Here is a 26,018-nt window from a genome sequence, read left to right on the forward strand (position 1 = left end):
CGGCCCGCGGGAGCGGGAGGTAGGAAGGCCGGATGACCACCAGCGAAACCGCCGCCGCCGCCGCCACCGCCACCGCCGCCACCGCCGCCGACCGCCGCGTCTTCCGCCCCGCCGTCCTCGACCTCGGCGACGCCCTGCTGCGCCCCTGGGGGCGCAGCCTCGACGTGCCCGGCGGCGTCGTCCCCGCCCTCGTCGCCGCGGCGACGGACCCGGACATCGCCCGCTGGAACCCGCTGAGCACCACCGATCAGGAAGCCGCCGAGGCCTATCTGGACCGCTGCGACGCCCACTGGGACGACGGCACCATGGCCGCCTTCGCCGTCACCGACGCCGCCGGCGGCACCCTCCTCGGCAACGCCTTCCTGCGGTGGAGCAACCAGGCCGCGGCCATGGTCGGCTACTGGCTGCTCGCCGCCGCCCGCGGCCGCGGCCTGGCCACCCGCGCCACCACCGCCGCCACGCGCTGGGCCGTCGAGACCGCCGACGCCCGCCGCATCGAGCTGTTCCACGCCGTCGGCAACGACCGCTCCTGCCGGGTCGCGGACCGCGCCGGCTTCCCGTACGAGGGCACCCTGCGCGCCTCGTGGCGCTTCGCGGGGCGCGACTACCAGGACGAGCACCTGCACGCCCGGCTGGCCTCGGACCCGTTCGCCGCCCCGGCCGGGCCCGCCTGACCCCGTAGCGGACCCGCGCGCGCCCACGCCTCCGCGCCCACGCCTCCGCACCCGCCCCTCCGCGGCCGGCCAGGCAGCGCGCAGGACGGGGGAGCGGCCTAACCTGGAAGGGCGCGCACGGCGCGTGGCCTGCGGACGGGAAGCGGTGGCCATGACGGTGATCTCGGCGGCTCTCTTCGGTACCGACTGGCGGCCCGGACTGCCCGGCGGTGCCGAACTGCTGCGCGAGTGCGCCGCCCGCGGCTGGACGGTCGTCCTGACCGGCCCCGCCCCCGGCGGGGCGCCGGCGCTGACCGTGGCCGAGCCCGGCGGCGAACCGCTGCGGGCCGCGCTGGAGCTGGTGGACGGCGGGCCCTCGCACGCCGTGGCCGTGGCCGGCAGTGTGCGCGAGGTGCGGGCGGCGCGGCGGGTCGGGGTGCCGTGCGTCGCCCTGGAGACCGGCGGCGACGCCGGCCCTGAGCTGCGGGCGGCGGGAGCGGCCGAAGTCCACCGCGACGCCGCCGCCCTGCTGCGCGTCCTGGACGACAGCCTGCTCGCCCGCCCCCGGGCCTTCGGACCCGTGGACGCCGCAACGGGCGCGCCCCGGAACGGTTAGCGCCGGCCCGTACCGGGAAACCGCCCGGGTGCGAGCACGTCACCGGAAGTGTCGGAGGTGACCGAGATGGACGGCCCCGCTTTGAGCGGATGGGAGCGGCGACTCCTTGAGGAGATCGAGTCCGATCTGCGCCAGGACACACGGCTCGACCGGAAACTGAGCACGATGGGCGCCAAACGGGCCGGCCGGGTGCGTGGCGTGCTCCGCGCGGTCGGACGCCGGCTCTCGGCCGGGGTGGTGGTGACCGCCCTGGTCATGACCGCGATCTGCCTCGGCGTGGGCGTCCGGACCCCGACCACGGCTGTGCTGACCGCGCTCGGGGTGGTCTGGGCGGCCTCGGTGGCGGCCGCGGTCGCCACCGCCGAGCTGCTGCGCCGCCGGAGCACCTCCCGCGACCGCCGGGGCCGTCCGGCCCAGCCGGAGGAGCAGCGCGAGCGCCGGGAACGGCGGCCCTGGGACCGGCCGGAGGCGTGAGGCGATGAGCACCGAACTGTGGGAGTACCGCCCCGGCTCGTCCCACCCCGCCGCCGACCCCGGCCTGGTCGGGTACGAGGTGCTGGCCACCGACGGCCCGGTCGGCCGGGTCGAGCAGGACACCGGGGACCATCTGCTGGTCGACGCCGAGTCCTGGGTGCCGGGCACCCGGGTGGTCGTCCCGGTCGGCCTGGTCGCCCGCGTCGACCACCTGGTGCTGGCCGTCCACCTCGACTGCCCGAGGGCCAGGCTCAGTTCCGCCCCGCCCGCCGCGGTCGACCTGACCGCCCCCCACCAGAGGTGAGGAGACGAGTCATGGGCTGGCCCTCCACCACACTCACCGACCGGACGATCGCCTTCCTGGTCGCCCCGTACGGCGTCGAGCAGATCGAACTGACCTCGCCCTGGCAGGCCGTCGCCGAGGCCGGCGGCACCCCGCGCCTGCTGTCCACCGCCGAGGGGCGGGTCCAGGCCGTGCGGCACCGCGACCCCGGCGACACCTTCGCCGTGGACGGCCTGGTCGCCGAGGCGGACCCGTCGGCCTACGACGGCCTGGTCCTGCCCGGCGGCGTCGCCAATCCCGACGACCTGCGCCTGGACCGGGCGGCGGTCGCCTTCGTGCACGCCACCTGCGCCTCCGGCCGCCCGGCCGCGGCGATCTGCCACGGCCCCTGGACCCTCATCGAGGCCGACGCCGTCCGGGGCCGCACCCTCACCTCCTGGCCGAGTCTGCGCACCGACCTGGTCAACGCCGGCGCCCACTGGGTCGACGAACCGGTCCACATCTGCCGGGACGGCCCGGGCTCGCTCGTCACCAGCCGCAAACCGGACGACCTGCCGCTCTTCGAGGACGCCCTGGTGACGGAGTTCGCCCACGCGGCGGCGAAGCGGCGGAAGTGACGGTGGGCCGTCGGCCGTCGCGGTGTACCGGCGTCAGTCGCCCCGCAACCGGACGAAGGTGGCGGTGGGCGGCCGCCCGGTGAGGGTGAGTTCGGCGCGCAGCGGGCCGGTGAGGGGGTGGACCGGGCCGTGGTCCGGGTCGGTGGTGGCCGGGCCGAGGAGGGGGCCGACGACCTCGGCGACCTCGCGGGCCTGCACGGCGGTGAGCCGCGGGGTGGTCAGGAAGACGCGGCCGTCGTCCAGTCCGAGGATCAGCGCGTGCGGGCGGGAGGCCGGGCCGGTGACGGCGCGGACGGTGGCGTCGAGGGTGTCGCTGCGGCGGTACTTGACCCAGATGCGGCCGGCTCCGCGCGGACGGTAGGGGGACGCGGCGGCCTTGCAGACCAGGCCCTCCACCCCGGTGTCGGCGAGCTGCGCCATCCACTCCAGGGCCTCCGCCCGGTCGGTGGTGGCCAGCACGGGCTGGATCGGCGGCGGGACGTCGGCCAGGGCGGCGAGCAGCAGTCGGCGGCGGTCGGTGAGCGGCAGCCGGCGGACGTCGCGGCCGGGCAGGGCCAGCAGGTCGAAGACGATCAGGCCGAGTGCGACGTCCGGGGCGGCGGCGCGGGCCTGGCGGGTGCGCAGCAGCTCGCCGAAGGCGAACCGGCCGCCGCGCCAGGCGACCAGTTCGCCGTCCAGGACCAGCCCCTCGGGGAGCCGGGCGACGGCGGCGGCGATCGGCGGGAACTCGGGGGCGAGGTCGCGGCCGGTGCGGGACTGCAGGAACGGCGGGCGGTCGCCGCGGGCGAAGGCCACGCAGCGGAAGCCGTCCAGCTTCAGCTCGTACTGCACGCCCCCGCCGCCGAGGCCGTCGGCGGGCGGTACGGCGGTGACGGCGGCGGGGCGCACCACCTCGACGGGCGGGTGCAGCACCTGGCGCGACTGCTCCGGCCGCGGCTCCCGGCCCTCCTGGGGCTGCCGTGTCCGCTGCTCCGGCTGTTGGCGTGACGTCCCCGAAGGGGCGGGCGGCAGCGGCCGGGCCTGCTCCGGATCCAGCAGCGGGGCGAACAGGTCGCCGTGGGCGGCCAGCCGGTCGGGGACCTCGGCGAGGGTGAAGGCCAGGTCCGGCTCGCCGCCGGCCCGTTCCAGCTCGGCCCAGGACAGCGGGGTGGAGACCGTCGGTTGGGGCCGGGCCCGCAGGGTGTAGGGCGCGGCGGTGGTCTTCTTGGCGTTGTTCTGCGACCAGTCGACCAGCACCCGGCCGCGGCGCCGGGCCTTGGCCATGGTGTGCACGACCAGCTCCGGGTGCTCGACCTCCAGGGCGGCGGCCAGTGCCTTCGCGTAGGCGGAGACCCGGGTGCTGGGCGTGGGCTCGATCGGGACCAGCAGGTGCAGGCCCTTCGAGCCGGAGGTCTTCACCCAGGCGGTGAGACCGTCGGCCGCGAGCCGTTCGCGCAGCAGCAGCGCGACCGCCCGGCAGGTGAGGATGTCCGCGCCCTCGCCCGGGTCGAGGTCCAGGACCAGCCGGTCGGCGACGGCGGGCGCGGCGGCGTGCCACTGCGGGACGTGCAGCTCCAGGCAGCCCAGGTTGGCGACCGTGAGCAGTGCCGCGCCGTCGTCGAGCACCAGCTGGCGCAGTTCGCCGCGGTTGCTCGGCACCTCGACGGTGCGCACCCAGTCCGGGGTGCCGGGCGGCGGGTTCTTGGCGACGAACACCTCCGCCTCGACGCCGTCCGGGCAGCGCAGGAAGGAGACCGGGCGGTCGCGCAGGTGGGGGAGCAGAGCGGTGTGGACGGCGGCGTAGTAGCGCAGCACCTCGCCCTTGAGGGTGCCGGTGCGCGGGTAGTACACCTTGTCGAGGTGGGAGAGGGCGAGGGTGCGCCCGTCCACCGTCATCTGCGGCATGGGCCGCCTCCGAAGCCTCCGGTGGGGTGCCCCCCGCACGTCAGTCTGCCCCGGTTCGGCGGTCACCGCCCCGGGTGCCGGGACGGTGCGGCGGGCGGCTACCGCCCCGCGCCGACCAGTGCGTGGGCGTCCGCGACCAGGTCCGCGATCCTGGTCCAGTCCGGGGCCGGGCCGTCCAGGTAGACGCCCAGCCACCCCCGGTGGCCCACGTACGGCGGCCGGAAGTAGCGGTCGGGGTCCTCGCCCAGCAGGCGTTCCTGCGCGCCGCCGGGCGCCGCGCACCAGAAGCCGAGGCGGTCGTCGTGGTGGTGGTCGGCGAGCATGGCGAACATCCGGGCGCGGCGGCCGGAGCCCGCGAACCAGCTCGGTTCCCCGTGGCTGACCCGTTCCTCGACGTCCGGCAGCGCCAGGCACAGCGCGCGCAGCCTGCTCACCGGCGTGGGCACCGCGTCACCCCACGGCCGGGCGGGGCGCGCCCGGGTAGGTGCCGAAGTACCAGCGGTTGCCCTCCGGGTCGGCGGCGGCGAAGTCGCGCGAGCCGTAGTCCGTGTCGTGGGGCGCGGTGGTGATCCGGGCCCCGGCGGCCACCGCGCGGGCGTGCACGGCGTCCGGGTCGGCGGTGACCACGTACGCGGTGAAGCCGCCCGGGCGACCCGGCCAGGGCTCGGCGCCGTCGGGCGTCCCGCGGTCCGAGCCGAGCATCACACCGCCGCCCTCGGGCCAGGCCAGCTCGGCGTGGGCCACGAGCTCGCCCTCACCGTAGGTGACGACCTCCTGGAAGCCGAAGGCCTCGACCAGGAAGCGGATCAGGCCCCGGGCGTCGGTGGCGCGCAGACTGGGCCAGACCTGCGGGGCGGGGGTCTCGGTGGCGTCCATGGCTCTCTCTCCTCGGGATCGGCTGGGGTGCTACGACTCCCACTCTGCGGCCGCCCCGACCGCCCCGCCTTGGACGTTTCGGAACTTCGCGTCCTCCGGCCCCTCCGCCGCCAGCCACGCGCTCGGCGCCACCCCCGCCAGCGCCCGGAACTCGCGGGCCAGATGCGCCTGGTCGAAGTACCCGCAGCGCACGGCCAGTTCCGCCAGGCGGGCCGGCGGGGCGGAAGCGGCCAGCAGATGACGGGCCCGGTCGAAGCGCATCACCCGGGCGGCGGCCTTCGGCGTAAGCCCGGTCTCCCGGCGGAACCGCTCCTGCAGGTGCCGGGCGCTCCAGCCGCTTTCCCGGGCCAGCGCCGCCACCGGCAGACCGCCCCCGCTGCGCCGCAGCTCCCGCCAGGCCCGGCCGACCTCCGGCGGCACCTGACCGGACGGCCTGACGGCCCCCAGCAGCGCCCCGTCCAGCGCGGCGAACCGCTCGTCCCAGCTGCGGGCGGCGCGCAGCCGCTCCCGCAGTCGCGGGCCCAGCCGCCCGAGCACCTCCTCGGCGGGTACGTCCACGCCGGCCAACTCCCCGGCGGGCAGCCCGAACAGCGCCCGGGCGGCGAGCGGGTGCACGGCGACCTGCACCCCGGACTGCGCGCCCTCGTGGGTGATCAGCGCGGGCGCGGTGTGCAGGCCGCCGAGCAGCGTCGGGTAGCTGCCGGGCGGCTGCGCGGGGTCGGGGTGCGCGGCGATCACCAGCGGTTCGTCCAGGGTGAGGATCAAGGTCAGGTACGGGGAGGGCAGGCCGCGGTGCACGGCGGGCGCGAGGCCTCGCTGCCGGTAGCCGGAGTACCGGGCGACGTACGGGCGCAGCGCGGTCGCGGGCCGGGCCCGGACGGCCTCGTCGAGGGGCGCTGCGGGGTCGGCTGCGGCGTCCGCTGCGGTGTCCGGTCGGGCGTGCGTGGTCATCCTTCCAGTATCGGAGGCCCGGCGGGCGTGGCCGCGGGCTGGGCGGCGGGGTGCGGCGGCGGGGTGGTCGTGGGCGGTCCCCGGCGCGGTCGCGGACGGGCGCGGTGTTGCTTATGGTGAGGGCGCGGTCACCCCGTCCGTGCCCTGCCGGGCGCCCGGGGGAGCACCGCCGGGGGGAGACCGGGGGGAATCACCGACGAAGGAGACCCCGTGACCACCGCCCGAGACATCATGCACACCGGCGCCCAGTGCATCGGCGCCCACCAGACGCTGGCCGAGGCCGCGAAGATGATGCGCGACAAGAGCGTTGGCGCGCTGCCGATCTGCGGCGACGACCAGAAGCTGAAGGGCATCATCACCGATCGCGACATCGTGCTGAGGTGTATCGCCGAGGGCAAGGACCCGGCCTCGATGACGGCCATGGAGCTGGCCGGCCACCTGCACTGCGTGCGCGCCGAGGACAGCATGGAGACGGTGCTGCGCAAGATGGAGCAGCACCAGATCCGGCGCATCCCGGTGATCGACGGGGAGCGGCTGGTCGGCATGATCAGCGAGGCCGACCTGGCGATGGGCCACCGCGACGGCCAGCGGCTGACGGACCAGCAGATCATCGACTTCATGGACAGCGTCTACCTGAAGCAGTGACCGGGCCCGGTCGGAACCCGACCTGAGCCAGGCCCCGTCCGCACCCGTGACCGGCCGGTCCCCTCGTACCGGCCGGGCCCTTAGAAGGTGCCGGACGGGGCCGTCGCGCGTCTTGTACAAATGCGCACGAGGACGGCTCGGCGAGCGGACGGCTCGGCGCGCGTGCGGGCGTGGACGGGTGCAGGCCCCGGCGACCCGAGGGCGCCGACGTCCCTACGCCGCGCCGGTGTCGAGGACGGCGCTGGTGACCCGCCCGGCCACCCGGTCGGCGGGCTCGGGCCGGGCTGCGGTGCCGCGCCGGGAGGCCAGGAACTCGCGCGGCGAGCAGCCGACCATGGCGCGGAAGCTGCGGTCGAGGTGGGACTGGTCGTAGTAGCCGCACAGCGTGGCGAGGTCGGCCCCCGTGGGGTGGTCCACCCGGGCGGCGAGGACGCCGAGGGTGTGCTGGAGCCGGAGGATGCCGGCGGCCTGTTTGGGGGCGAGGCCGAGGTGCTCGCGGAAGCGCAGCTCCAGTCGGCGGCGGCTCCACCCGGTGCCGTCGACCAGGGTGTGGATCGGCGCCAGTCCGTGGGAGCGCCGCAGTTGCTGCCAGGCCCAGCGGACGGACGGTTCCCAGTCCGGGCCGTACGCGAACAGCGCGGCGAAGTACCCGTCCAGCATGGCGAACCGGGCCGGCCAGCCCGGGGCGTCGGCCAGCCGGTCGGTCAGCGCCCGCAGCCGCGGGCCGAGGACGTCCCCGGCCTCGGCCCACTGCCCGCCGAGGTCGCCGGCCAGCGGACCGAACGCCCGGAACGCGCCCTGCGGGGTGAGCGAGACGGCCAACCCGTGCAGGACGCCCGTGTGTTCGGCGATCGTCGCGGTGCGGCGCAGGCCGGCCGCGACCGATCCGAAGGAGGCGGCGGGGGCGGGGGTGACGGCGTCGGTGAGGCGCATCGCGCCCTCGAAGGCGAGCGCGACCGTGACCACGTCCGTCGGCACCTCCAGCCGCCGGCGGGGCTCCCGCAGGGCGAGCCGGTAGCCGCGGTAGCCGAGGACGTACCGGCGCAGCGGCGCGGCGGGCGTGCCGAGGACCATCCCGGGCGCGGTCGTCGGGAGGGCGCTCTCGACCATCTCAACTCCCGTGCTCCGCCGGGCGGCTGTGCTGTGCACGGACCATCGTAGGCCGCTCGGCCGCCGGCGGCCCGCCGGGCCGTCTCATTGGCCGGATTCCTGTTCCTCACCAGCCGGGATGCGGGGAGAATCGCCCCCATGGGAAAGCAGTACGCATGCATAGACGGCCGGCTGCGCCAGTTCATCGAGCGCCAGCCGGTCTACTTCGTCGCGACCGCCCCGCTGGCCGCGGACGGGCACGTCAACCTCTCGCCCAAGGGCCGCTCCGGCACCCTCGCCGTGATCGACGAACTCACCCTCGCCTACCTGGACTTCGGCGGCTCGCAGGCCGAGACGGTGGCCCACCTGCGGGAGAACGGCCGGATCACCCTGATGTGGTGCGCCTTCGACGGCCCGCCGACCGTGGTGCGGGTGCACGGCCGGGGCGAGGCGATCTTCCGCGACGACCCGCGGTTCGCCGACCTGCTCGGCCACTTCGACCCCGATGCCGACGGTTCGGGGCTGCGCGCGATCGTGCTGGTCACGGCGGAACGGGTCAGTGACTCCTGCGGGTACGCGGTGCCGTTCATGGACTACCGCTCCGACCGGGACCTGCACGCCCAGTACTTCGACCGCAAGGACGAGGAGGAGTTCGGCGCCTACTGCGAGCGCAAGCCGCTCGTCGGCACCAGCATCGACGGCCTGCCCGCCGTCCCGCTGCCGCTCCCGCCCCGGCCCGCCTGACGGATCACGGGCCGACGGGCGGGCTGCCGAGGACCATCAACTTCTCCGGGTCGGGGAACGGCCTGAAACCGGCTTTGGCGTAGAGCTCGTGGGCATCCAGGGTGGAGAGCATCAGCCGCTTCAGCGCGTACGGCCGCAGGTGCTCCACCACGGCCCCGGCCAGCCACGTCCCCAGCCCGCGGCCGCGGTGCGCGCGGTCCACGTAGACGTCGCAGAGCCAGCCGAAGGTGGCGAGGTCGGTCACCACCCGGGCGAACGCGACCTGCTCGCCGCCGTCCGCGTACACCCCGAACGGCACTGAGGCGCGCACCGACTGCGCCACCACCTCGCGGTCGCGCCCGAGCGCCCAGAACGCGTCGGTCGAGAGCCAGTGGTGGACGAGGTCGAGGTCGATGCGGTCGGGATCGGTGTCGACCTGGTAGCCGTCCTCGCGAGTGATGATCATGAGGCGGGATGCTAGCCGACCCAGCGGACCGGGACAGGGCGGACCGGGACCGGGCGGACCGGGACCGGGCGGTGGGGCTGCAGGCACGACGAAGCCGCCGCGCCCGGCAGGGGTGCGGCGGCAGCGTCGTGCCAGCGTGGGTCCTACTTGGTCAGACCGGCCTTGACGGAGCAGACCGGCCAGGCGCCCGGGCCCTGGGCGGCGAGGACCTTCTCGCCGACGGAGATCTGCTGGTCCTTGGTGGCCAGGTCGGCGCGCGGGGCGAAGGAGGTGCCGCCGAAGGCCGCCCAGGTGCTGGAGGTGAACTGCAGGCCGCCGTAGAAGCCGTTGCCGGAGTTGACGGCCCAGTTGCCGGTCGCCTCGCAGGAGGCGACCTTGTCCCAGACCGTGGCCGGCGCCGCGGAGGCGCTGGTGGCCGTGACGAGGCCGGCCACCGGGAGGGCGAGGACCGCCCCGGCCATCAGCGCCATCCGGACGCGGTTGCCGCGCTTCGGGGTGGCGGTGGTGGTGGCAGCGGCAGTCTCGTTACGGAAGGTCATGGATTTCCTTTCGGAGGGGGTTGCGAGCACGCGGAACCAGGCCCTCGGAAGGCCGTCGGTTTCGGGGACACGTCACTCGCGTGGTCCGGCACCGTTCCTGCTCGGGGGCGGTGGGGCCCATCCGGAGCGGATCGCTCGGTGCAACGGGTTCGAAGTTACGGGGGTGGTCGTGGAGGATTCAAGGATTTGAAGGTTTAGGCACGTCAGAGGCCGGTTACCGGGCGTAATGATCAAGGAAACGGGCTGATTTCTACCGCTTTGCCCCCATTTCCAAGATCAAATCACCCTGGGAAGTGCGCCGCGTCACGCGGAACGGCGTGTGAGGCCGGGCACATCGTCGACAGCGCGTGACGGTCTGCCAGCCGCCGGTGCCGAATTCACGACGCCCGCCGCCGCCGCGGGTGGCTCGCACCACAGGCCTCACCGGGGAGCCCCCTGCCCTCACTCCCCGTGTCGGCAATAGCCTCAGGACCATGAGCAACGACAGCGATGCAGCGGACACGGCGGACGCCGGAGAGGCGGACGCGCGAGGGGCGGACGCGGGAGGGGTGGCCGGAGCCGGAACGCCGATCGGCGCAGAAGGCCACGAGGTCGCGGCCGCGCCCGCGGGCTTCGAACTGGGCACCGACGGACCCGCGGTGATCCTGGCCGGCCTCGACGGCTCGGACTCCTCCTGGCGCGCCACCGCCTACGCCGCCGGACTGGCCCGCCGCCAGGGTGCCGTCCTCGCGGTGGCGTACATCCAGCCGATCCTCGGCGCCGCGACGGCCCTGGCCGGGGCGGCGGTGGAGGAGACCACCCAGGAGATCGCCGAGGAGCTGCTGGCCGCCCTGCGCGAGGCCGAGGAGCGGGTGCGCGAGGTCTGGAAGGTGAAGTGGCGCTTCCTGACGCTGCGCGGCGACCCGTACGGCGGGCTGGCCAAGCTCGCGGACGAGTTGCGCGCCGACGCCGTGGTGGTCGGCGTCTCCGAGCAGGCCGGACACAAGGTGATCGGGTCGGTGGCCGTCCGGCTGGTGAAGGCGGGCCGCTGGCCGGTGACCGTCGTCCCGTAGGGGCTGGGGCCGCAGACGGAGCTGCAATCGGGGGCCGACCGCCTGTGCGCACTGGGTGCCTGTCTGGATGCCTGCCCGCCTGGCGGGCGGCGGTGGGGCGGCGGGTAGGGTGCGTGAACATGACGGACACGCGGGGCACGCACCCCTCCGGGCCCGCCCACCCGACCGGAAACGACCTGCACCTCGAGCTCCCCGCCGCCGGTGGCCGCCGGGCCGCGCTGATGGCAGCCCTGCGCGAGGCGATCCGCAGCGGGCGCCTCGCGCCCGGCACCCGGCTCCCGCCGTACCGTGCACTCGCCGCCGACCTCGGGCTGGCCCGCAACACCGCCGCCGAGGCCTACGCCGAACTCGTCGCCGAGGGCTGGCTGACCGCCCGTCAGGGCTCCGGGACCACCGTCGCCGAGCGCGCCGAGCCCGTCCCGTCCGCCCGGGCCCGCCGGCCCTCGCCCCGCCCCGGGCCCCGGCACGACCTGCGACAGGGCCGGCCCGACGCCTCCTCCTTCCCCCGCGCCGCCTGGCTCGCCGCCGCCCGACGGGCCCTCACCGCCGCACCCAACGAGGCCTTCGGGCCCGGCGATCCGCAGGGCCGACACGAACTGCGCACCGTCCTCGCCGACTACCTGGCCCGCGCCCGCGGGGTGCGCACCGACCCGGAGCGGATCGTGATCTGCTCCGGCTTCGCCCACGCGCTGCGGCTGCTCTTCGACGGCACACGGCCCGTCCTGCCGCCCGCCGAGACCGGGCCGCTCGCCGTCGAGGCGTACGGGCTGGGCTTCCACCGCGGCCTGCTGGCCGCCGCCGAGGTGACCACCGTTCCGCTGCCGATCGACGAAGAGGGCGCCCACGTCGACGAGTTGGCGCACCATGAGGACGTCCGCACGGCCCTGCTCACCCCTGCCCACCAGTTCCCGACCGGCGGCCCCCTGCACCCGGGCCGCCGCGCCGCGGTGGTCGACTGGGCGCGCGGCCGGGGCGGATTGATCCTGGAGGACGACTACGACGGCGAGTTCCGCTACGACCGCCAGCCGGTCGGCGCCGTGCAGGGCCTCGACCCCGAACGGGTCGTCTACCTCGGCACCACCAGCAAGAGCCTCACGCCCGCGCTGCGCCTCGGCTGGATGGTGCTGCCCGACCACCTGGTCGACCGGGTGCTCGCCGCCAAAGGCGAACGGGAGGGCTGGGCCAGCGCGTTGGACCAGCTGACCCTGGCCGAGTTCATCGACTCCGGCGGCTACGACCGGCACGTGCGCCGGATGCGCCGCCGCTACCGCGACCGCCGCGACCAACTGGTGGCCGCCCTCGCGGCCGGCGCCCCGCACATCGCGGTGTCCGGCATCGCGGCCGGTCTGCACGCGGTGCTGCGCCTGGAGCCGGGCACCGAGCGCTCCGTCCTCAAGGCCGCCGCCTACCGGGGCCTGGCCGTGGACGGACTCGCGGACTACCGGCACCCGGCGGCCGACCCGGAGGCCATGCCCGCCGTTGACGGTCTGGTGGTCGGCTACGCCACACCGCCCGACCACGCCTACCCGGCGGCCCTCGCGGCGCTGTGCGACATCCTGCCGCCGTCGGCCTGAGCGCGAGGGGACGGCCCGGGCGCGGCCAGTGTGCCGGGTTGACGCCGGGCGGCGGCCTGCGGAGCTGCCTGGCGGGGCCGCCGGCGGGGTGGGAAAACCGTTGGTGGCACCGGCTCCGCGCTCGCGAACGGATGTTCCTCCGGTCGGCGGGGCGATGGGGGCGAACCGTGCGAGATTCACCCTATCGGGGGGTGCTGGGCGTCCGTACGGGCTGGGCCGGGTCCTGGTGATCTAGGGTTCCGGATGGGTCGCCGGGAGACGGCGGCTGCATTCGCGAATCTTCGCCAACGCCCTCACCAGTATACGGATCTGATGATTCGTCACGGCATGCGTCAAGGGCGGACCGGATGGCCCTGGCCGCGCGAGCCGAACCACAGGAATGGAGACCCCTGCCGATGCCCGTGGACACCAGCCCGGAGACAGAGCAGGTCAAGCAGCAGAGCCTTGCGACGGCCGCTGCCCGCAACCTTGCGACCACGACCAAGTCCGCACCGCAGATGCAGGAGATCACCTCCCGCTGGCTGCTCAAGGTGCTCCCCTGGGTGCAGGCCGCCGGTGGCGCCTACCGGGTCAACCGACGGCTCACCTACGCCGTGGGCAACGGCGTGGTGGAGTTCATCAAGACCGGCTCGCAGGTCCGGGTGATCCCGGCGGAGCTGGGCGAGCTGGCCCTGCTGCGCGGTTTCGAGGACGAGGAGGTGCTGGTCGCCCTCGCCGACCGCTGCCAGCAGCGGGACTTCGGCCCCGGCGAGGTGCTCACCACGCAGGGCGAGGCCGCCGACCGGATCTTCCTGATCGCACACGGCAAGATCAACCAGATCGGCACCGGCAAGTACGGTGACGAGACCGTGGTCGGCGTGGCCGGCGACGGCGACCGCTTCGGCGACGACGCCCTGCTGAACCCGGACGCCCTCTGGGAGTTCACCGCCAAGACCGCCACCGCCGGTGTCGCGCTGACTCTGACCCGGGCGGACTTCGCCGCCATCCGGGACAACGCGCCGAGCCTGCAGGAGCACCTGCAGGCCTTCCTCGCCCTTCCACTCCAGGCCCAGAACGAGCGCGGCGAGGCCGAGATCGCGATGTCGGCCGGCCACCACGGCGAGTACGAGCTGCCCGGCGCGTTCGTGGACTACGAGCTCAAGCCGCGCGAGTACGAGCTGAGCGTCGCGCAGACCATCCTCAAGGTCCACACCCGCGTCGCGGACCTGTACAACCAGCCGATGAACCAGATCGAGCACCAGCTCCGGCTGACCATCGAGGCCCTGCGCGAGCGCCAGGAGCACGAGCTCGTCAACAACCCGGAGTTCGGCCTGCTCAACAACGCCGACTTCGACCAGCGGATCCAGACCCACTCCGGCCCGCCCACCCCGGACGACCTGGACGAGCTGCTCAACCGCCGCCGTGACCCGGACTACCTCCTGGCCCACCCGAGGACCATCGCGGCGATCGGCCGCGAGTTCAACGCCCGGGGCCTGTACCCCACCCACGTCGACCTCGGCGGGCAGCAGGTGCCGGCTTGGCGCGGGGTGCCGATCCTGCCGTGCAACAAGATCCCGATCACCAAGGAGAACACGAGCTCGATCCTGGTGATCCGTACCGGTGAGGACAACCAGGGTGTGATCGGCCTGCACCAGACCGGCATCCCGGACGAGTACCAGCCGTCGCTCTCGGTCCGCTTCATGGGGATCGACGAGAAGGCGATCATCTCGTACCTGGTCAGCGCCTACTACTCGGCCGCCATCCTGGTGCCGGACGCGGTGGGCGTGCTGGAGAACGTGGAGATCGCGCACCGCCGCCACTGAACCCGCGGAACAGCGAGCACGGGCCGTAACCGGTCGGCTCGAAGATCGTTTGACCTGATGACGGACGGCCCGCCCCCGGAGGCGGGCCGTCCGCGTGATCATTTCTGGCCACTTCCGGTCGTGTCCGATCGACTTTTGGGCGGGAAGTCGACCACTTCCGGCCCGCCTGCCGGTCCTGCGGCTGCGCATCGACTCAAGTGCCAGTTCCAGTGTTCCGGTTTCAGCCCCCAGTTCCAGCGCCAGTTCCAGTCCGCGCCCGAGCCCCAGCCCGAGCGAGAGCCCGTTTCGGCCCCCAACGACCCGAGAGGTGTGTGGAGTCATGCCCCAGCGTCGGCAGTTCCGACGGATACCGCTGCACGGCGGTGGGACTGCGGCCTCCGGGCGGCGGGTACGGCTGATCGGCGCGGCGGTCGGTGTGGTCGCGATGTGCGCGTTGGCCACCGGCGCGACCGCGTCCGGGGCCGAGCATGCCGCAGGACACTCACCCGGCCCGGCCGTGGACACCTGCGTGTGCACGGAGACAGACGTGTCGGTCTCGGTGGGGCCGGGCGGGAGCGTGGGCGTCGGGGTCGGCGTCGACGTACAGGTCGGGGTCAGTGTCGCCCCGAGCATCGGCACCGGCCAGCACGGCCACAAGCCCCCGCACGGGCATCACCCGTGCCACACGCCCAGGGCCACCCCGGTACCGGTCGCACCGCTGCCCTCGCCCTCGACGGGGCTCCGGCAGGAGCAGGGGCGGCCGGACGACGAGCACGCAGGGCATGGCGGGCACGGTGGTGGGCATGGTGAGCCCGGCGGGTGGAGTGGGAACGACGGGTGGGATGCGCACGACGGGTGGGGATGGCATCACGGGCATCACGGGCATCACCACCACCCGTACCCCTGCCCGAGTCCGACGCCCACCCCGACGCCCACGCCTACGCACACCCCTACCGCGACTCCTACGCCGACGCACACCCCTACCGCGACTCCTACGCCGACGCCGACGCGCACCCCCAGCCCGACGCCCACCCCGACCCGGACGCCTACGCCGACCCCGACTCCCACACCGACGCGCACCCCCGCCCCATCGCCGACACCTACGCCGTCACCGACTCCTTCGCCGTCACCGTCACCGACGCCGTCCCCGACCCCGACGCCGTCGCCGACCCCGTCACCGCCCAGCCCGACACCGGCTCCCACTCCGCCGCCCTCGCCGTCGGCACCGGCGCCTTCGGTGCCCCCGCCGCCGGCGCCCGTACCGCCTCCGCCACCGCCGGCGCCCGCCCCGCCCGCCCCGGCGGCCCCCGCACCCGCAGCCCCCGCGCCGGCCCCGCCCGCGCCCGCCGCACCGGCGGACCCGAGGCCGGTGGCCCCCAGCCCTGTCCAACCGAGTCCTGCCCAACCGAGTCCGGCCCCGCGGAGCCCGGATCCGTCGAGTCCTGCTCCGCCGAGCCCGCTGTGGCCGACCCCGTCGGCGCGGCCGGTGTTCCACGCCCCGGCGTCGAAGCCGATGGCGGTGTCGAGGCACCACCACAGCGCCTCGATGACCACGACGATGCTGCTGATCATGATCCCCGGCGTGCTCGCCGCGGCAGCCCTGCGTCCCGGTCGTGGCCGCGGTCGAGGCCGGTCGGGCCGGTCCTGACCGACCGGGGCTCCGGCGCCGAGTCCGCCGCCGAACTTTCGTTCCGTCACAAGCCAAGCCAGAGAAGGGACTTCCCATGTCCGAGTGGGTGGCGTTGACCATTGCCATGGCGTCGGCCTGTGCCGTCGTGGTGGCGGTGGTGCTGCTGAGGCACCGCCGGGTGAACAAGATCGAGGAGAACACGGACGAGACTCCGGACGTCATCGAGTACATCACGATGATGATCGGCGTCGTGTACGCGATCGTCCTCGGACTCGCCATCGCGGGTGTCTGGGAGGCGCGCGGCGCCGCCCAGGACGACCTGTTCCGCGAGGCCCAGTCGCTGCGCGAGGTGAGCGACCGGGCGGTGGTCTACCCGGTCGAGTTCCGCGATCAGGTCCGTGCCGATGTGGACGCCTACGTCAGCTACGTGGTGAACGTCGAGTGGGACTACATGCGCGAGAACGGCGAGATCAGCCCGAAGGGCGACCAGTTGCTGCAGAAGCTGCAGACGGACGTCGCCACCCGGCCGCCGGCCTCCGACCTGGAGGCGCAGGCGTACCAGCCGATCCTGGACCGGATCGGCCAGGCCTCCGACGCCCGCGACTCGCGCGGACAGAACGCCGGGCCGACGATGCCGGGGATCGTCTGGTTCGGACTGATCGGCGGTGCGGTGGTGACCGTCGGCATGCTGTTCGCGCTCCAGATTCGGCGCACACCGCGGGAGTTGGCCTTGGCGCTCTGCTTCAGTGCGCTGATCGGCTTCCTGCTGTTCATGATCTGGGACTTCGACGACCCGTTCTCCCGCAGCGTCTCGGTGACCACCCAGCCGTTCCAGGACCTCTTCCCCTCGCTCGACCTCAAGGGCTGAGCCGACTGGAGGGGGGCCGGTCCCGGACGCGGGATCGCCGGTTTCCAGAGGCCGTTGCACCACGTCGTCGGTTCGGTCAGGCCGCGAGCAGTTCGTGCAGGCGCTCGGCTGGGGTTCCCAGCCGAGCGTTCTGCGTGAGGGCTGTTGGACGAGCCCTGCCGCGCGGCCGTAGCCGTGGCGCTGACGGCAGGGCCTGACCTGACGTCAGTGCAGGCTGTCGTCCAGCGAGTTGAGCATCGTTCCGGACGCGTCGTCGTTCTCCAGGGAGAAGGCGAACAGGCCGCCCAGCCCCTTGCTCCTGGCGTAGGCCCCGCGCGCCTGGACGGCCTGCGGGGTGTCGCCGGTCCAGAAGTTGGTGCCGTCGTAGACCCAGCTGCTCTCGGTGACCTGGTCCCAGTGGGTCTGCGCCGCGGCGGGGTTCAGCTCCTTCCAGGCGGCCAGACCGGCCTCCTGGCTCAGTGGCCTGGCGGCCGTCGGGCCGGTCGCGCTCTGGTACAGGCCGAAGTTCGAGCCGGCCGGGACGCCGGTCCAGCCGCGCCAGTAGAACGGGATGCCGAGCACCAGCTTGTTCGCCGGGAAGCCGCCGGGGATGCCGTACTCGGGCAGGCCGGTGGTGTACGCGGCGACCGTGGTGTCCACGGTGTACTTGCGGGTGCCCGGGGTGATCGGCGTGGTCGGGTCGGCCGGGCTGTCGTGCAGCGGGTCCTGGTGGTTGGTCGGGCCCTTGGCGTCCCACGCGCCGTGCATGTCGTAGGACATCACGTCGGCGTAGTCCAGGTAGGCGCCGATCCGGTCGGTCTCCAGCTGGGCGACCTTGTCCTGGCCGCTGGGCAGGGCCGCCGTCAGCAGGTAGCGCTTGCCCTGCGCGGTGCCGAGGGCGTCCAGCTGGCTGCGGAACTCCTTGAGCAGCAGCGTGAAGTTCTGCTTGTCGGCGGCGGAGTAGTGGTTGCCGGTGTGGCCGCCGGCCGAGCCCGGATACTCCCAGTCGAGGTCGATGCCGTCGAAGATGCCGGCCGCCGACGCCTGACCGCCCGAGGCGTCACCGGCGACGCCGGTCGGCAGGTTGCCCTTGAGGAACATGTCGATGCAGGAGGAGACGAAGGTCCGCCGGGAGGCGTCGGTGGCCGCCGCGTCCGAGAAGTACTTGGAGTACGTCCAGCCGCCGATCGAGATGGTGAACCGCAGGTTCGGGTAGGCGGCCTTGAGTTGGCGCAGTTGGTTGAAGTTGCCCTTGAGAGGCTGCTCCCAGGTGTCGCTGCTGCCGTCCACGCTGGTGCCGGAGTTGTAGTCGGCCTGGTAGTCGGCATAGGCGTCGCCCGCGCCGTCACCGGCGTTCGGGTTGGACTCGTTGGCCGAGTCGGAGGCCTTCACCGCCTGGAAGCAGGTGAACTTGGCGGGGTCGATGTTGGCGAACGCGTAGTGGACGACGTCCAGCTTCGTCGCGGCGCCGGCGGTGACGACGTTCTTCGGGTAGTACGCGTTCTCGTAGATGCCCCACTGGTCGAAGTAGGCCGAGCGGACCGGCCGGGGCGCGGGCGCGGCGGCGGTGGCGGTGCTCACCGGGGCGGACTGCGCGGAGGCGTGGCTGCCCGAGTAGCCCTGGACGCTGAAGGTGTAGCTCCGGCCAGGCAGCAGTGAGCTGACGGCGACGGAGGTGCCCATCGAGGTGGCGACCAGCTGGCCGTTGGACCACACCTTGTACGCGACCGGGCCGTCGCCGCTGGTGAGGGTGGACGGCTGCCAGGTGAGCACCACGGCGTCGGAGGTGGCCTTGGTGACGGCGAGGCCGGTGGGGGTGGTCACCTTGCCGTCCCCGGCCGGGCCGCTGGCGGTGGCCGTCGGGGTCGGGGTCGGGGTGCCGGTGGGGCTGCCCGTCGGGCTCGATGTCGGGCTGCCGGTCGCGGTCGGGCTGCTCGTGGCGGTGGGGCTGGTGGATGCGGTGGGGCTGCCGGTCGCGGTCGGGCTGGAGGTGGCGGTCGGGCTGCCGCTGGCCGTGGGACTGGTGGACGAGGTGGGGCCGGCCGGGCCGGTCAGCGTGAGGTCGTCCGCGTAGTACGCGCCGGTGCCGTACCAGCCGTGGGTGAAGACGGTGACGGAGATCGTCGAGGCGCCGGTGGTGAAGGTGGTGCTCAGCTGGTTCCAGCCGGTCCCGCCGGGCGTCCAGGCCGAGGAGTTGACGCCGGCGCCGGTGGCGCCCAGGTAGACGTAGCTGCCCTGCACCCAGCCGGCCAGGGTGTACGTGGTGTTCGGCCGGACGGTGACGGTCTGCTGGCACTGCGCGGTGTCGGCGGCCGAGGCGGCGCCGCTGAGCGCGTGGCTCCCGCTGTGCACCGGGGTGGTGACGACGGAACCGTTGGCGCAGGTCCAGCCGGCCAGGGTGCCGGTCTCGAAGTCGCCGTTGGCCAGCAGGTCGACCGGGGCGGCGGAGGCGGAGCCGAAGGTCAGGGCGAGGGCGGCGCCGCTGGTGGTGAGCGTGGCGGCCAGTGCCAGCGCGGTGGCCCCTCTGCGCTGGGCGGCCCGGCGTCCGGTGCGCTCTTCGCGGGAGCGGTCGGGCCGTGCGGGCATGACGCGGTCGTGCATGCGGTGGGTCCTCCGGATGTGTGGGGGTTCCGGCGGTGCGTCGGCCCGGACGGGCCGAAGGGAGCCGACCCGGGCGCGGTGGGGGCGCGCGGGCGGGTGACACGACTGAACAGATTGGACTGGACCAATATGCGCCGTCAAGGGTGTTCGGGTGCTGGACCGTTCCGGCGCCCGGTCACGGCGGGCCGGTAGGTTGACCGGGACGAGCAGGCCGACCGAACGGAGGAGGCGCGATGGACAGCCAGGACTGGGACGACCGCTACGCCGCGAGTGAACTGGTGTGGGGCGCCGCGCCCAATCGGTGGGTGGTGCGCGAACTGACCGGCGCGGCCCCCGGGCGCGCCCTCGACCTGGCCGCCGGCGAGGGCCGCAACGCCATCTGGCTGGCCGCCCAGGGCTGGGAGGTCACCGGACTGGACTTCTCCGCCGTCGCCCTGGAACGCGCCGAACGCCGCACCGCCGACCTGCCCGACGAGCTCGCCGACCGCCTCACCTGGCGCCACGGCGACGCCCGCACCTTTGAGGCCCCGGCCACCGGCTACGACCTCGTCCTGATCGCCTACCTCCAGCTCCCCGCCGCGGACCGCCGGGCCGCACTGCGGCGCGCCGCCGAAGCGCTCGCCCCCGGCGGCACCCTGCTGGTCGTCGGACACGACCTCAGCAACCTCACCGAGGGCATCGGCGGCCCGCAGGACCCGGCGGTGCTCTTCACCCCCGAGGACGTCCTGGCGGACCTCGCCGACCTCGGCCTGCACACCGTCCGCGCCGAGCGGGTGCTCCGTCCGGTGGGCGGCGAGCCCGGGCACAAGGGCGGCGCCGGCGGGGGCGAAGCCGGTGTCGCGGTGGACGCACTGGTACGGCTCGAACGGGCCGCCGCGTGACCGGCCGTGCGACGGGGCGTGCGACGGGCCGCGGGCCCACCCGGCGCGCTGTGCTGACCGGGCTGGCGGGCATCGCGCCGCTGGTGGTGGCGGGGTGCGCCTCGGACGCGTCCGGCAAGGCCGGGAAGTCCGCGAAGTCCGAGAAATCCGCGAAGTCCGGGAAGGGCACCGCAGCGGCCCCGGCGAGCGATGCGGGCGGCGAAGCCTTCGTGATGGTCATCCGGCACGGTGAGAAGCCCGACGGCGACCACCCGGGCCTGGACGAGAACGGCAAGCGGGACGGCAAGTCCCTGACCGAGCGCGGCTGGGCCCGCGCCAAGGCGCTGCCCACGCTGTTCTCCCCGCCCGCGCCAGGCCTCCGTACCCCGGCGCGGATCTTCGCCGCCGCCGACCAGGGCCCGCTGGCCGGCGCGCACCGGATGCGCCAGACCGTCACCCCGCTCGCCGCCGAGCTCGGGGCGGCGGTCGACACGCAGTACGCCGAATCCCAGGAGTCCGCGCTGGCCGGTGCCGCGCTCGCCGGGGCGCAGCCGGTGCTGATCTGCTGGGAGCACTCGCGGATCCCGCGCATCGTCGAGGCGCTCGGCGCCACCGGCAGTGGCGCGCCCTCCGCCTGGCCGGACCGGTTCGATCTGGTCTGGGTGTTCTCCCGGCCGGCCGGCGGGGCGTGGACCTTCCAGGAGGTGCGGCAGCACCTGCTGGACGGCGACGCCTGATCCGTGCGGCGGCAGTGCGAGGACTGACGGATCGTCAGTGCACTTTTTGATGCAGCCGATTTGTCGGGCGGCGCCTTCGGTTCCGAGAACGCGCACAGCGCCGCCGCAGGATTGGGTCGCCGATTCCCTCCGTGTGCGGACCATTGTCGAGGGTGAGGCGCGGGGGCGTGCGGGGTAAGGGTGCTCCCAGGACGCCGGCGGATGATCACAGATTTTCTACAGTGCTGTAGATTCGCGGCACGCGGCGGTGGCAGAACGAGGAGGGTGCGATGAGTGTTTCGCTGGCCAAGGGACAGAAGATCAGCCTGGAGAAGCCGGGCGGCGGTCAGCTGAGCCTGATCCGGATGGGACTCGGCTGGAAGGCGGCGGAACGCAAGGGCTTCCTGGCCAAGCTGCTCGGCGCCGGCCGGGAGATCGACCTGGACGCCTCAGCCGTGTTGTTCGCCCAGGGGCGGCCGGTGGACGTGGTCTTCTTCCAGCACCTCACCAGCAACGACGGCTCCGTCCGGCACAGCGGGGACAACCTGGTCGGCGGCTCCGGCGGCGCGACCGACGACGAATCGATCACGGTCGACCTGACCACCGTCGCGGCGGAGGTCGACCAGATCCTCTTCACCGTCAACTCCTTCACCGGGCAGAGCTTCCAGGAGGTCGAGGCGGCCTTCTGCCGGCTCGTGGACGAGACCACCGGCGCCGAGCTGGCCCGCTACACGCTCACCGGCGGCGGCCCGTACACCGCGCAGATCATGGCCAAGGTGCAGCGCACGGCGACCGGTTGGCAGATGACCGCGATCGGCCAGCCGGCCAGCGGGCGGACCTTCCAGGACCTGATGCCGGAGCTGGTCAAGCACCTCTGAGCCCAGCCCGGCCGGGCTGCGCCGGACCGGACTCGGTGCACCTGTCCGGATGCTCCCGGCGCGGTCTTCCGGCGCGGTCTTCCGGCCTCGGCCCGGCAGACGCCGCGCGGTTGGAAGCCCAGCGCCGCCACGGTGATCGGGCCGGGCCCGGGAGCCGCCGGCCCGATCACCCGCAGTGACGTCAGTCGAGGAGCGGCACGACCTCGGCGGCGATCCACTCCATCGCCTTCTCCAGGTGCTCGCCCGCGATCGGCAGCCAGAGCGTGCAGGCTTCCAGCCCGGCGGCGGCGAGCTGCCCCAAGTCCTCAGCCACGCTCGCGGCGGTGGGCGCATCGCCGCCGAGCGGGCGACCCGGGGGCGGTGCGATGGCGGGGATGCCGGGCGGGGTGAGGAAGGCGGCGGAGGCCAGCGTCAGGTGCTCGATGTCCGTTCCGTCGCGTCCGTCCTCCCCCGTGGCCTCCTCGGCGGCGAGTTTGCGCAGGCGCCCTCGTACGGCGGTGAGCTCCTCGGCGTCGACGCCGGTGCCGTACCAGCCTGCGCCGTGGCGCAGCACCCGGCGCAGCGCGGCGTCGCTCTGGCCGCCGATCCACAGGGGCGGGCCGCCGGGAGTGACCGGGGCGACGCCCAGGCGGGCCGCGCGCAAGGTGGTGAACCGTCCGTCGTAGTCGGCGGGCCGGTGCGCCCAGAGCGCGCGGGCGGCGGCGAGGTGATCGTCGGTGCGGGCGCCGCGCTCGCGCACGGGGACGCCGACGGCCGCGAACTCCTCCGGGTTCCACCCGGTTCCGACCCCGAGGAGGAACCGGCCGCCGGACACCACGTCCAGCGTGGCCGCCTGGTTGGCGAGCACCAGCGCCGGGTAGTACGGCGCGACCAGCACCGACGTCAGCAGCCGCAGGCGCGTCGTGGCGCCCGCGACGGCGGCCAGCAGGACGAACGGATCGGTGTCCAGACCGGAGCCGCTCTCCAACAGGCGGTTGCCGACGGCGACATGGTCGAATCCCAGCTCCTCGGCCCGACGGGCGGCGCGGAGCGGCGCGCCGCCGTCAGCCGTCGGCGGGGCGGGTTGGAGCGAGACACCGAGGCGGAGCTGGGGCATGGCGCGGCCTTTCGACGGGAGTCCGGTGGTGGTGGGGGCCGGACGGCGCTCGACCGTCCTTCCACCTTCCACTCGACCTCAACTGCCGCACCGGTGCGGTTCGTTCCGCCGAAGGAGTAAAGCCTTGATCCATGCGGCGTCGGGACGCCTGTGACGGGCGGTGGTTGCGCGAGGGGCGCGGTTCCCGGGACGGGACCGCGCCCCCTTCGGGCATCAGGGCCAGGGTCAGCCCTTCGGCGTCGCCGAGGGCGAGAACGAGGCGCTGGGCGTGCTGCTCGGCGCCGGGCTCGGGGTGCCCGTCGCGGTCGGCGTGGGAGTCGGGCAGCCGGGGGTGCCGGTGGGCGTCGCCGTCGGGGTACCCGTGGGCGTGGCCGTGGGGGAGGGGGTGCCCGTCGGGGTGGGTGTACCGGTGGGCGTGGCCGTGGCGGTGGCGGTCGGATCCGGGCAGGGCGCGGGCGTGCCGGTCGGGGTGCCGGTGGGCGTCGTGGTCGGGGTTGCCGTCGGGGTGCCGGACGGCGTGCCGGTCGGGGTGGTGGGGGGAGTGGTGGTCGGCTGCGCGGTCGGCGACGGCGAATCGCTAGGCGTGGGCGTCGCGGTGGGGCTCGTGGTGGGGCTCGGGGTGGGCGTGACCGGCGCGGACGGGTCCTGGGTCGGGTTCGGGGTCGGCGTCGTGCCGGCGCCCGTCGTCCCGCTGCCCGTTGTGGCGCTGCCTGTCGTGCTGCCGTCGACCGGGAGGTACGGCGAGGGCAGCGAGGGCGTCGGGACCGAGGAACCCGGTCGGTTCGGGACGGAGGTCACCGTGCCGCTGCCGTAGTGGGCCATCCAGTTGCGGACGGTCCGCAGGTACTCGCCCGAGTTGTTGTAGCTGAGCACAGCCCGGTCGAGCTGCGCCGGGTCGGCGAGGTCGCGGCCGCCGGCGCACAGGTAGCGCCCGGCGGTCTCGGCGGCGTCGAAGATGTTGCTCGGGTCGGCCTTGCCGTCGCCGTTGGCGTCGACGCCCCAGGATTCCCACGTGGACGGGATGAACTGCATCGGGCCGACGGCGCGGTCCCAACGGGTGTCGCCGTCGTAACGGCCGCCGTCGGTGTCGGGTATCGCGGCGAATCCGTTGCCGTCCAGCGCCGGACCGAGGATGGGGCGCAGCAGCGTGCCCGAGGCGTCCACCTGGCCGCCGTTGGCCTGGCCGGACTCGACCTGGCCGATCGCGGCCAGCAGCTGCCAGGGCAGGTGGCAGCCGGGGGAGCGCTGGGCCAGTGAGGTCTCGGCCTGGCGGTAGGCGGCAAGCACCGTGGCGGGCAGGGCAGGCCCGGTGGCCGCGAACGGGCCGGCGTCGGGCGCACCGGGCAGGGCGCCGGGCGGCTGCGGGAGTTGGACGGTGCCGCCGCCGTCGGCCGGGACACCGGTGCCGAAGGTGCCGGGCGAGGGACTGCCGAGCGGGGAGTCGGCGGTCTGGCGGTCGGCGCCCTGGGAGGTGGCACCGCTGGCCGGACCGGAGTCGGCGGCGGCGACCGGGGCGAGCCCGAGGCCCGTCACCTGGGAGCCCGTCAGCGCGGCAAGCGCGGCGAAGGCCGCCGCCGTGCCCGTGACCCGCTTGCCGACCCGAAGCTTCCGGCCGCCCGGCTTTCGGTCGCCCTGCTTCCTAGCGCCCTGCTTCCGCTCGCCCTGGGTGCTGCCGAACCTCGCCGTCATCCGTGTCCCCTCCCGCCGCCGCCCGGACCATCCCAGAACGGCCGACCTGTCGTCATCGTGCCCGTCCACCTGATGACGGCACCCGCCACCGGGACGATTAGTATCACGACGATCTGACAGGGACAGGGTGACCGGAAGAGGGCCCGACGCCCACCGCGGAGTTGACGACGCACTTCAGCGGGGGTGCGTACGGTCCCCTCCTACTGATTGTTCCAGAATGAGTGTGAGCTCTGGACCTGCGCTCGACGATCTTGGTCGGCGGAGCGGAACGGCCCGCCCGTCAGGGGCCGACCAAGGGCCGCCTGCCGTCGATGAGTTCGCGCACGAGGTCCAGGTGACCGGCGTGGGTGGCGGCCTCGGTGATCACGTGCAGGACGACCCCGCGCAGCGGTTCGGCGGGACGGATACCCCGAGGCCCCGGCAGGGCGGTTCGGGGCACGGGGGTGGTACGTGCGCGGCGTTTCCCGCTCCGGGCGGCGCCCGCAGCCGACCCGTCTGACCTGCCGGGACGTCCGGAGCGGAGGTCGGCACCTCTAGCAGGGCAGGCGCCCGGACGCCAGGGTGTGTCCCCAACTCGGCCCTGGACGGGTGACGTTCTGGCGAAAGTGGGCATGCCAGGAATCGCCGCCCGGCATGCTGTGCCGCGTGATGATGCGGATGGAGGTCCAGACCGTGAGCCCGAACCTGCCGGAGACCGTCACCGAGGGGACGGTCGTCCTGCCGGCGCCCCCTCGGGTCGTGGGCGATCTGGCCCGTGACCTGTCCCAGGCGGCAGCCGCCGTCCGGGCGGTGTCGCGGAACTGCCGCTCCGGCGGGGACGTCGCGATCGCGGCGTACACCGCCGTGGTGTGCACCGGGCGTTCGGCCGCCCTCGCCCTGGAGGAGGCGGCCGCCTGGTGCCACCAGGCCCCCGGCGCCGAAGTGCACTCACTGGCCTGGGCCCGGGTGCCGGGGCACCGCGAGGACGTCCACGAGTACCGCGTCACCATGGCCGTCAGCTTCCCCGACGACGAGACCGGAGAGCACCGCGGGGACACCCACCACGGCCGCCGCTGAGGTCGTATCATCGCCCCCATGGGTGAGGGGGTACGAACGACATGGTGAACGAGACAGCGAACGAGTCGGCGAACGCGACGGTGACCGGTCCGGTTGGTGGTGCGGACGGCATGGGTGCCGCCGCTCCGCATTCCGGCGCCACGGCCTCCGGCGCCATGGCTTCCGGGAACGACGGCGACGGCCCGCAGGAACTCTCGCGGGCCGCCGCCGTCACGGTCACCGTGTTGGCCGCGCTGTGTGGTTCGGCGGTACTGCTGGCCGTGTTGCACTGGCTCGGGTGGGCCGTCCCGGGGATCGGCTGGATCGTCGCCAAGGCCGGGATCAAGATCGCCGTCGGCGGTTTCGCCGGGCTGGCCGTCGGGCTCGCCTGGCTCCGGGCCCGGCTGCGGGAAGGGCTGCGGGCACGGCCCCGGAGCTGACCG

The 26,018-nt window shown here is 74.3% G+C and carries 28 protein-coding genes and 1 pseudogene; 17 read left to right on the plus strand and 12 right to left on the minus strand.

The window, feature by feature from the left end:
* Nucleotides 1-32: 32 nt before the first annotated feature.
* From AC0B61_RS28110 to AC0B61_RS28130, 5 genes are all read left to right on the plus strand, one after another.
* Nucleotides 33-674, plus strand: a complete 642-nt coding sequence (locus AC0B61_RS28110; RefSeq protein WP_471743847.1) for a GNAT family N-acetyltransferase — start codon at nucleotides 33-35, stop codon at nucleotides 672-674.
* 151 nt (nucleotides 675-825) lie between these two features.
* A complete protein-coding gene (locus AC0B61_RS28115) occupies nucleotides 826-1,269 on the plus strand; it encodes an HAD family hydrolase (protein ID WP_471743849.1) in 444 nt (147 codons plus the stop codon).
* A gap of 66 nt (nucleotides 1,270-1,335) precedes the next feature.
* Nucleotides 1,336-1,743, plus strand: coding sequence for a hypothetical protein (locus AC0B61_RS28120; protein ID WP_471743851.1), 408 nt, complete (start codon nucleotides 1,336-1,338; stop codon nucleotides 1,741-1,743).
* A gap of 4 nt (nucleotides 1,744-1,747) precedes the next feature.
* A complete protein-coding gene (locus tag AC0B61_RS28125) occupies nucleotides 1,748-2,047 on the plus strand; it encodes a PRC-barrel domain containing protein (protein WP_471743853.1) in 300 nt (99 codons plus the stop codon).
* 11 nt (nucleotides 2,048-2,058) lie between these two features.
* Nucleotides 2,059-2,643, plus strand: coding sequence for a type 1 glutamine amidotransferase domain-containing protein (locus AC0B61_RS28130; RefSeq protein WP_471743855.1), 585 nt, complete (start codon nucleotides 2,059-2,061; stop codon nucleotides 2,641-2,643).
* A 33-nt stretch (nucleotides 2,644-2,676) separates the two neighbouring features.
* Here AC0B61_RS28130 and AC0B61_RS28135 read toward each other — a convergent pair whose 3' ends face one another.
* The 5 genes and pseudogenes from AC0B61_RS28135 to AC0B61_RS28155 form a co-directional block, all read right to left on the minus strand.
* Nucleotides 2,677-3,555, minus strand: a complete 879-nt coding sequence (locus tag AC0B61_RS28135; protein ID WP_471744007.1) for an ATP-dependent DNA ligase — start codon at nucleotides 3,553-3,555, stop codon at nucleotides 2,677-2,679.
* A gap of 93 nt (nucleotides 3,556-3,648) precedes the next feature.
* Nucleotides 3,649-4,527: pseudogene (gene ligD / locus AC0B61_RS28140) on the minus strand (non-homologous end-joining DNA ligase); the annotation flags it as partial.
* A gap of 98 nt (nucleotides 4,528-4,625) precedes the next feature.
* Nucleotides 4,626-4,973: an MmcQ/YjbR family DNA-binding protein gene (locus AC0B61_RS28145; protein ID WP_471743857.1), complete on the minus strand. Its 348-nt coding sequence runs from the start codon at nucleotides 4,971-4,973 to the stop codon at nucleotides 4,626-4,628.
* 4 nt (nucleotides 4,974-4,977) lie between these two features.
* A complete protein-coding gene (locus AC0B61_RS28150; RefSeq protein ID WP_471743859.1) occupies nucleotides 4,978-5,403 on the minus strand; it encodes a VOC family protein in 426 nt (141 codons plus the stop codon).
* Between the two features lie 30 nt (nucleotides 5,404-5,433).
* Nucleotides 5,434-6,354: a helix-turn-helix domain-containing protein gene (locus AC0B61_RS28155; protein WP_471743861.1), complete on the minus strand. Its 921-nt coding sequence runs from the start codon at nucleotides 6,352-6,354 to the stop codon at nucleotides 5,434-5,436.
* 210 nt (nucleotides 6,355-6,564) lie between these two features.
* Here AC0B61_RS28155 and AC0B61_RS28160 point away from each other — a divergent pair, with 210 nt between their 5' ends.
* The gene (locus tag AC0B61_RS28160) at nucleotides 6,565-6,999 is read left to right on the plus strand and encodes a CBS domain-containing protein (RefSeq protein ID WP_471743863.1); all 435 of its coding nucleotides are present in this window, start codon (nucleotides 6,565-6,567) and stop codon (nucleotides 6,997-6,999) included.
* A gap of 213 nt (nucleotides 7,000-7,212) precedes the next feature.
* On the opposite strand, the gene AC0B61_RS28165 is transcribed toward AC0B61_RS28160, so the two are convergent.
* On the minus strand, nucleotides 7,213-8,109 hold the full coding sequence (locus tag AC0B61_RS28165; RefSeq protein WP_471743865.1) for a helix-turn-helix domain-containing protein: 897 nt from the start codon (nucleotides 8,107-8,109) through the stop codon (nucleotides 7,213-7,215).
* 138 nt (nucleotides 8,110-8,247) lie between these two features.
* Between AC0B61_RS28165 and AC0B61_RS28170 the strand changes: the two genes are divergently transcribed.
* Nucleotides 8,248-8,832 carry a pyridoxamine 5'-phosphate oxidase family protein gene (locus AC0B61_RS28170; RefSeq protein WP_471743867.1) on the plus strand — a complete coding sequence of 195 codons (585 nt, stop codon included), beginning with the start codon at nucleotides 8,248-8,250 and terminating at the stop codon, nucleotides 8,830-8,832.
* Nucleotides 8,833-8,836: 4 nt separating this feature from the next.
* Here AC0B61_RS28170 and AC0B61_RS28175 read toward each other — a convergent pair whose 3' ends face one another.
* Nucleotides 8,837-9,277, minus strand: coding sequence for a GNAT family N-acetyltransferase (locus tag AC0B61_RS28175; RefSeq protein WP_471743869.1), 441 nt, complete (start codon nucleotides 9,275-9,277; stop codon nucleotides 8,837-8,839).
* Nucleotides 9,278-9,420: 143 nt separating this feature from the next.
* The gene (locus AC0B61_RS28180; protein WP_471743871.1) at nucleotides 9,421-9,816 is read right to left on the minus strand and encodes a transglycosylase family protein; all 396 of its coding nucleotides are present in this window, start codon (nucleotides 9,814-9,816) and stop codon (nucleotides 9,421-9,423) included.
* A gap of 473 nt (nucleotides 9,817-10,289) precedes the next feature.
* Here AC0B61_RS28180 and AC0B61_RS28185 point away from each other — a divergent pair, with 473 nt between their 5' ends.
* The 5 genes from AC0B61_RS28185 to AC0B61_RS28205 all read left to right on the plus strand — a co-directional run bounded on the left by AC0B61_RS28185 (nucleotide 10,290) and on the right by AC0B61_RS28205 (nucleotide 16,721).
* Nucleotides 10,290-10,868 (plus strand): universal stress protein, encoded by a 579-nt coding sequence (locus AC0B61_RS28185; protein ID WP_471743873.1) that lies wholly within the window; start codon nucleotides 10,290-10,292, stop codon nucleotides 10,866-10,868.
* Nucleotides 10,869-10,987: 119 nt separating this feature from the next.
* Nucleotides 10,988-12,442 carry a MocR-like pyridoxine biosynthesis transcription factor PdxR gene (gene pdxR, locus AC0B61_RS28190; protein ID WP_471743874.1) on the plus strand — a complete coding sequence of 485 codons (1,455 nt, stop codon included), beginning with the start codon at nucleotides 10,988-10,990 and terminating at the stop codon, nucleotides 12,440-12,442.
* Between the two features lie 395 nt (nucleotides 12,443-12,837).
* The gene (locus AC0B61_RS28195) at nucleotides 12,838-14,244 is read left to right on the plus strand and encodes a family 2B encapsulin nanocompartment shell protein (protein ID WP_471743876.1); all 1,407 of its coding nucleotides are present in this window, start codon (nucleotides 12,838-12,840) and stop codon (nucleotides 14,242-14,244) included.
* An 840-nt stretch (nucleotides 14,245-15,084) separates the two neighbouring features.
* The gene (locus AC0B61_RS28200; RefSeq protein WP_471743878.1) at nucleotides 15,085-15,969 is read left to right on the plus strand and encodes a hypothetical protein; all 885 of its coding nucleotides are present in this window, start codon (nucleotides 15,085-15,087) and stop codon (nucleotides 15,967-15,969) included.
* Nucleotides 15,948-16,721 (plus strand): bestrophin-like domain, encoded by a 774-nt coding sequence (locus tag AC0B61_RS28205; RefSeq protein WP_471743880.1) that lies wholly within the window; start codon nucleotides 15,948-15,950, stop codon nucleotides 16,719-16,721. Before AC0B61_RS28200 ends, AC0B61_RS28205 begins: the two co-directional genes overlap by 22 nt.
* A 204-nt stretch (nucleotides 16,722-16,925) precedes the next feature.
* Here the strand turns inward: AC0B61_RS28205 and AC0B61_RS28210 are convergent, their stop codons facing one another.
* Nucleotides 16,926-19,301, minus strand: a complete 2,376-nt coding sequence (locus AC0B61_RS28210; RefSeq protein WP_471743882.1) for a glycosyl hydrolase family 18 protein — start codon at nucleotides 19,299-19,301, stop codon at nucleotides 16,926-16,928.
* A 233-nt stretch (nucleotides 19,302-19,534) separates the two neighbouring features.
* Here AC0B61_RS28210 and AC0B61_RS28215 point away from each other — a divergent pair, with 233 nt between their 5' ends.
* The 3 genes from AC0B61_RS28215 to AC0B61_RS28225 all read left to right on the plus strand — a co-directional run bounded on the left by AC0B61_RS28215 (nucleotide 19,535) and on the right by AC0B61_RS28225 (nucleotide 21,755).
* Nucleotides 19,535-20,182 carry a class I SAM-dependent methyltransferase gene (locus AC0B61_RS28215; RefSeq protein ID WP_471743884.1) on the plus strand — a complete coding sequence of 216 codons (648 nt, stop codon included), beginning with the start codon at nucleotides 19,535-19,537 and terminating at the stop codon, nucleotides 20,180-20,182.
* 50 nt (nucleotides 20,183-20,232) lie between these two features.
* Nucleotides 20,233-20,898 carry a hypothetical protein gene (locus AC0B61_RS28220; RefSeq protein ID WP_471743886.1) on the plus strand — a complete coding sequence of 222 codons (666 nt, stop codon included), beginning with the start codon at nucleotides 20,233-20,235 and terminating at the stop codon, nucleotides 20,896-20,898.
* A gap of 269 nt (nucleotides 20,899-21,167) precedes the next feature.
* Nucleotides 21,168-21,755 (plus strand): TerD family protein, encoded by a 588-nt coding sequence (locus tag AC0B61_RS28225; RefSeq protein WP_471743888.1) that lies wholly within the window; start codon nucleotides 21,168-21,170, stop codon nucleotides 21,753-21,755.
* 181 nt (nucleotides 21,756-21,936) lie between these two features.
* Here the strand turns inward: AC0B61_RS28225 and AC0B61_RS28230 are convergent, their stop codons facing one another.
* The 3 genes from AC0B61_RS28230 to AC0B61_RS28240 form a co-directional block, all read right to left on the minus strand.
* Nucleotides 21,937-22,851, minus strand: coding sequence for a TIGR03619 family F420-dependent LLM class oxidoreductase (locus tag AC0B61_RS28230; protein WP_471743890.1), 915 nt, complete (start codon nucleotides 22,849-22,851; stop codon nucleotides 21,937-21,939).
* Between the two features lie 225 nt (nucleotides 22,852-23,076).
* Nucleotides 23,077-24,540 carry a lytic transglycosylase domain-containing protein gene (locus AC0B61_RS28235; protein WP_471743891.1) on the minus strand — a complete coding sequence of 488 codons (1,464 nt, stop codon included), beginning with the start codon at nucleotides 24,538-24,540 and terminating at the stop codon, nucleotides 23,077-23,079.
* 280 nt (nucleotides 24,541-24,820) lie between these two features.
* Nucleotides 24,821-24,979: a mycothiol transferase gene (locus tag AC0B61_RS28240; RefSeq protein WP_471743893.1), complete on the minus strand. Its 159-nt coding sequence runs from the start codon at nucleotides 24,977-24,979 to the stop codon at nucleotides 24,821-24,823.
* 233 nt (nucleotides 24,980-25,212) lie between these two features.
* Between AC0B61_RS28240 and AC0B61_RS28245 the strand changes: the two genes are divergently transcribed.
* Nucleotides 25,213-25,596, plus strand: coding sequence for a hypothetical protein (locus AC0B61_RS28245; protein ID WP_471743895.1), 384 nt, complete (start codon nucleotides 25,213-25,215; stop codon nucleotides 25,594-25,596).
* A gap of 44 nt (nucleotides 25,597-25,640) precedes the next feature.
* Complete coding sequence (locus AC0B61_RS28250; protein WP_471743897.1) at nucleotides 25,641-26,015, plus strand: hypothetical protein; 375 nt, start codon at nucleotides 25,641-25,643, stop codon at nucleotides 26,013-26,015.
* Nucleotides 26,016-26,018 lie beyond the last annotated feature (3 nt).

This window comes from Kitasatospora sp. NPDC023385 (genome assembly GCF_055664045.1).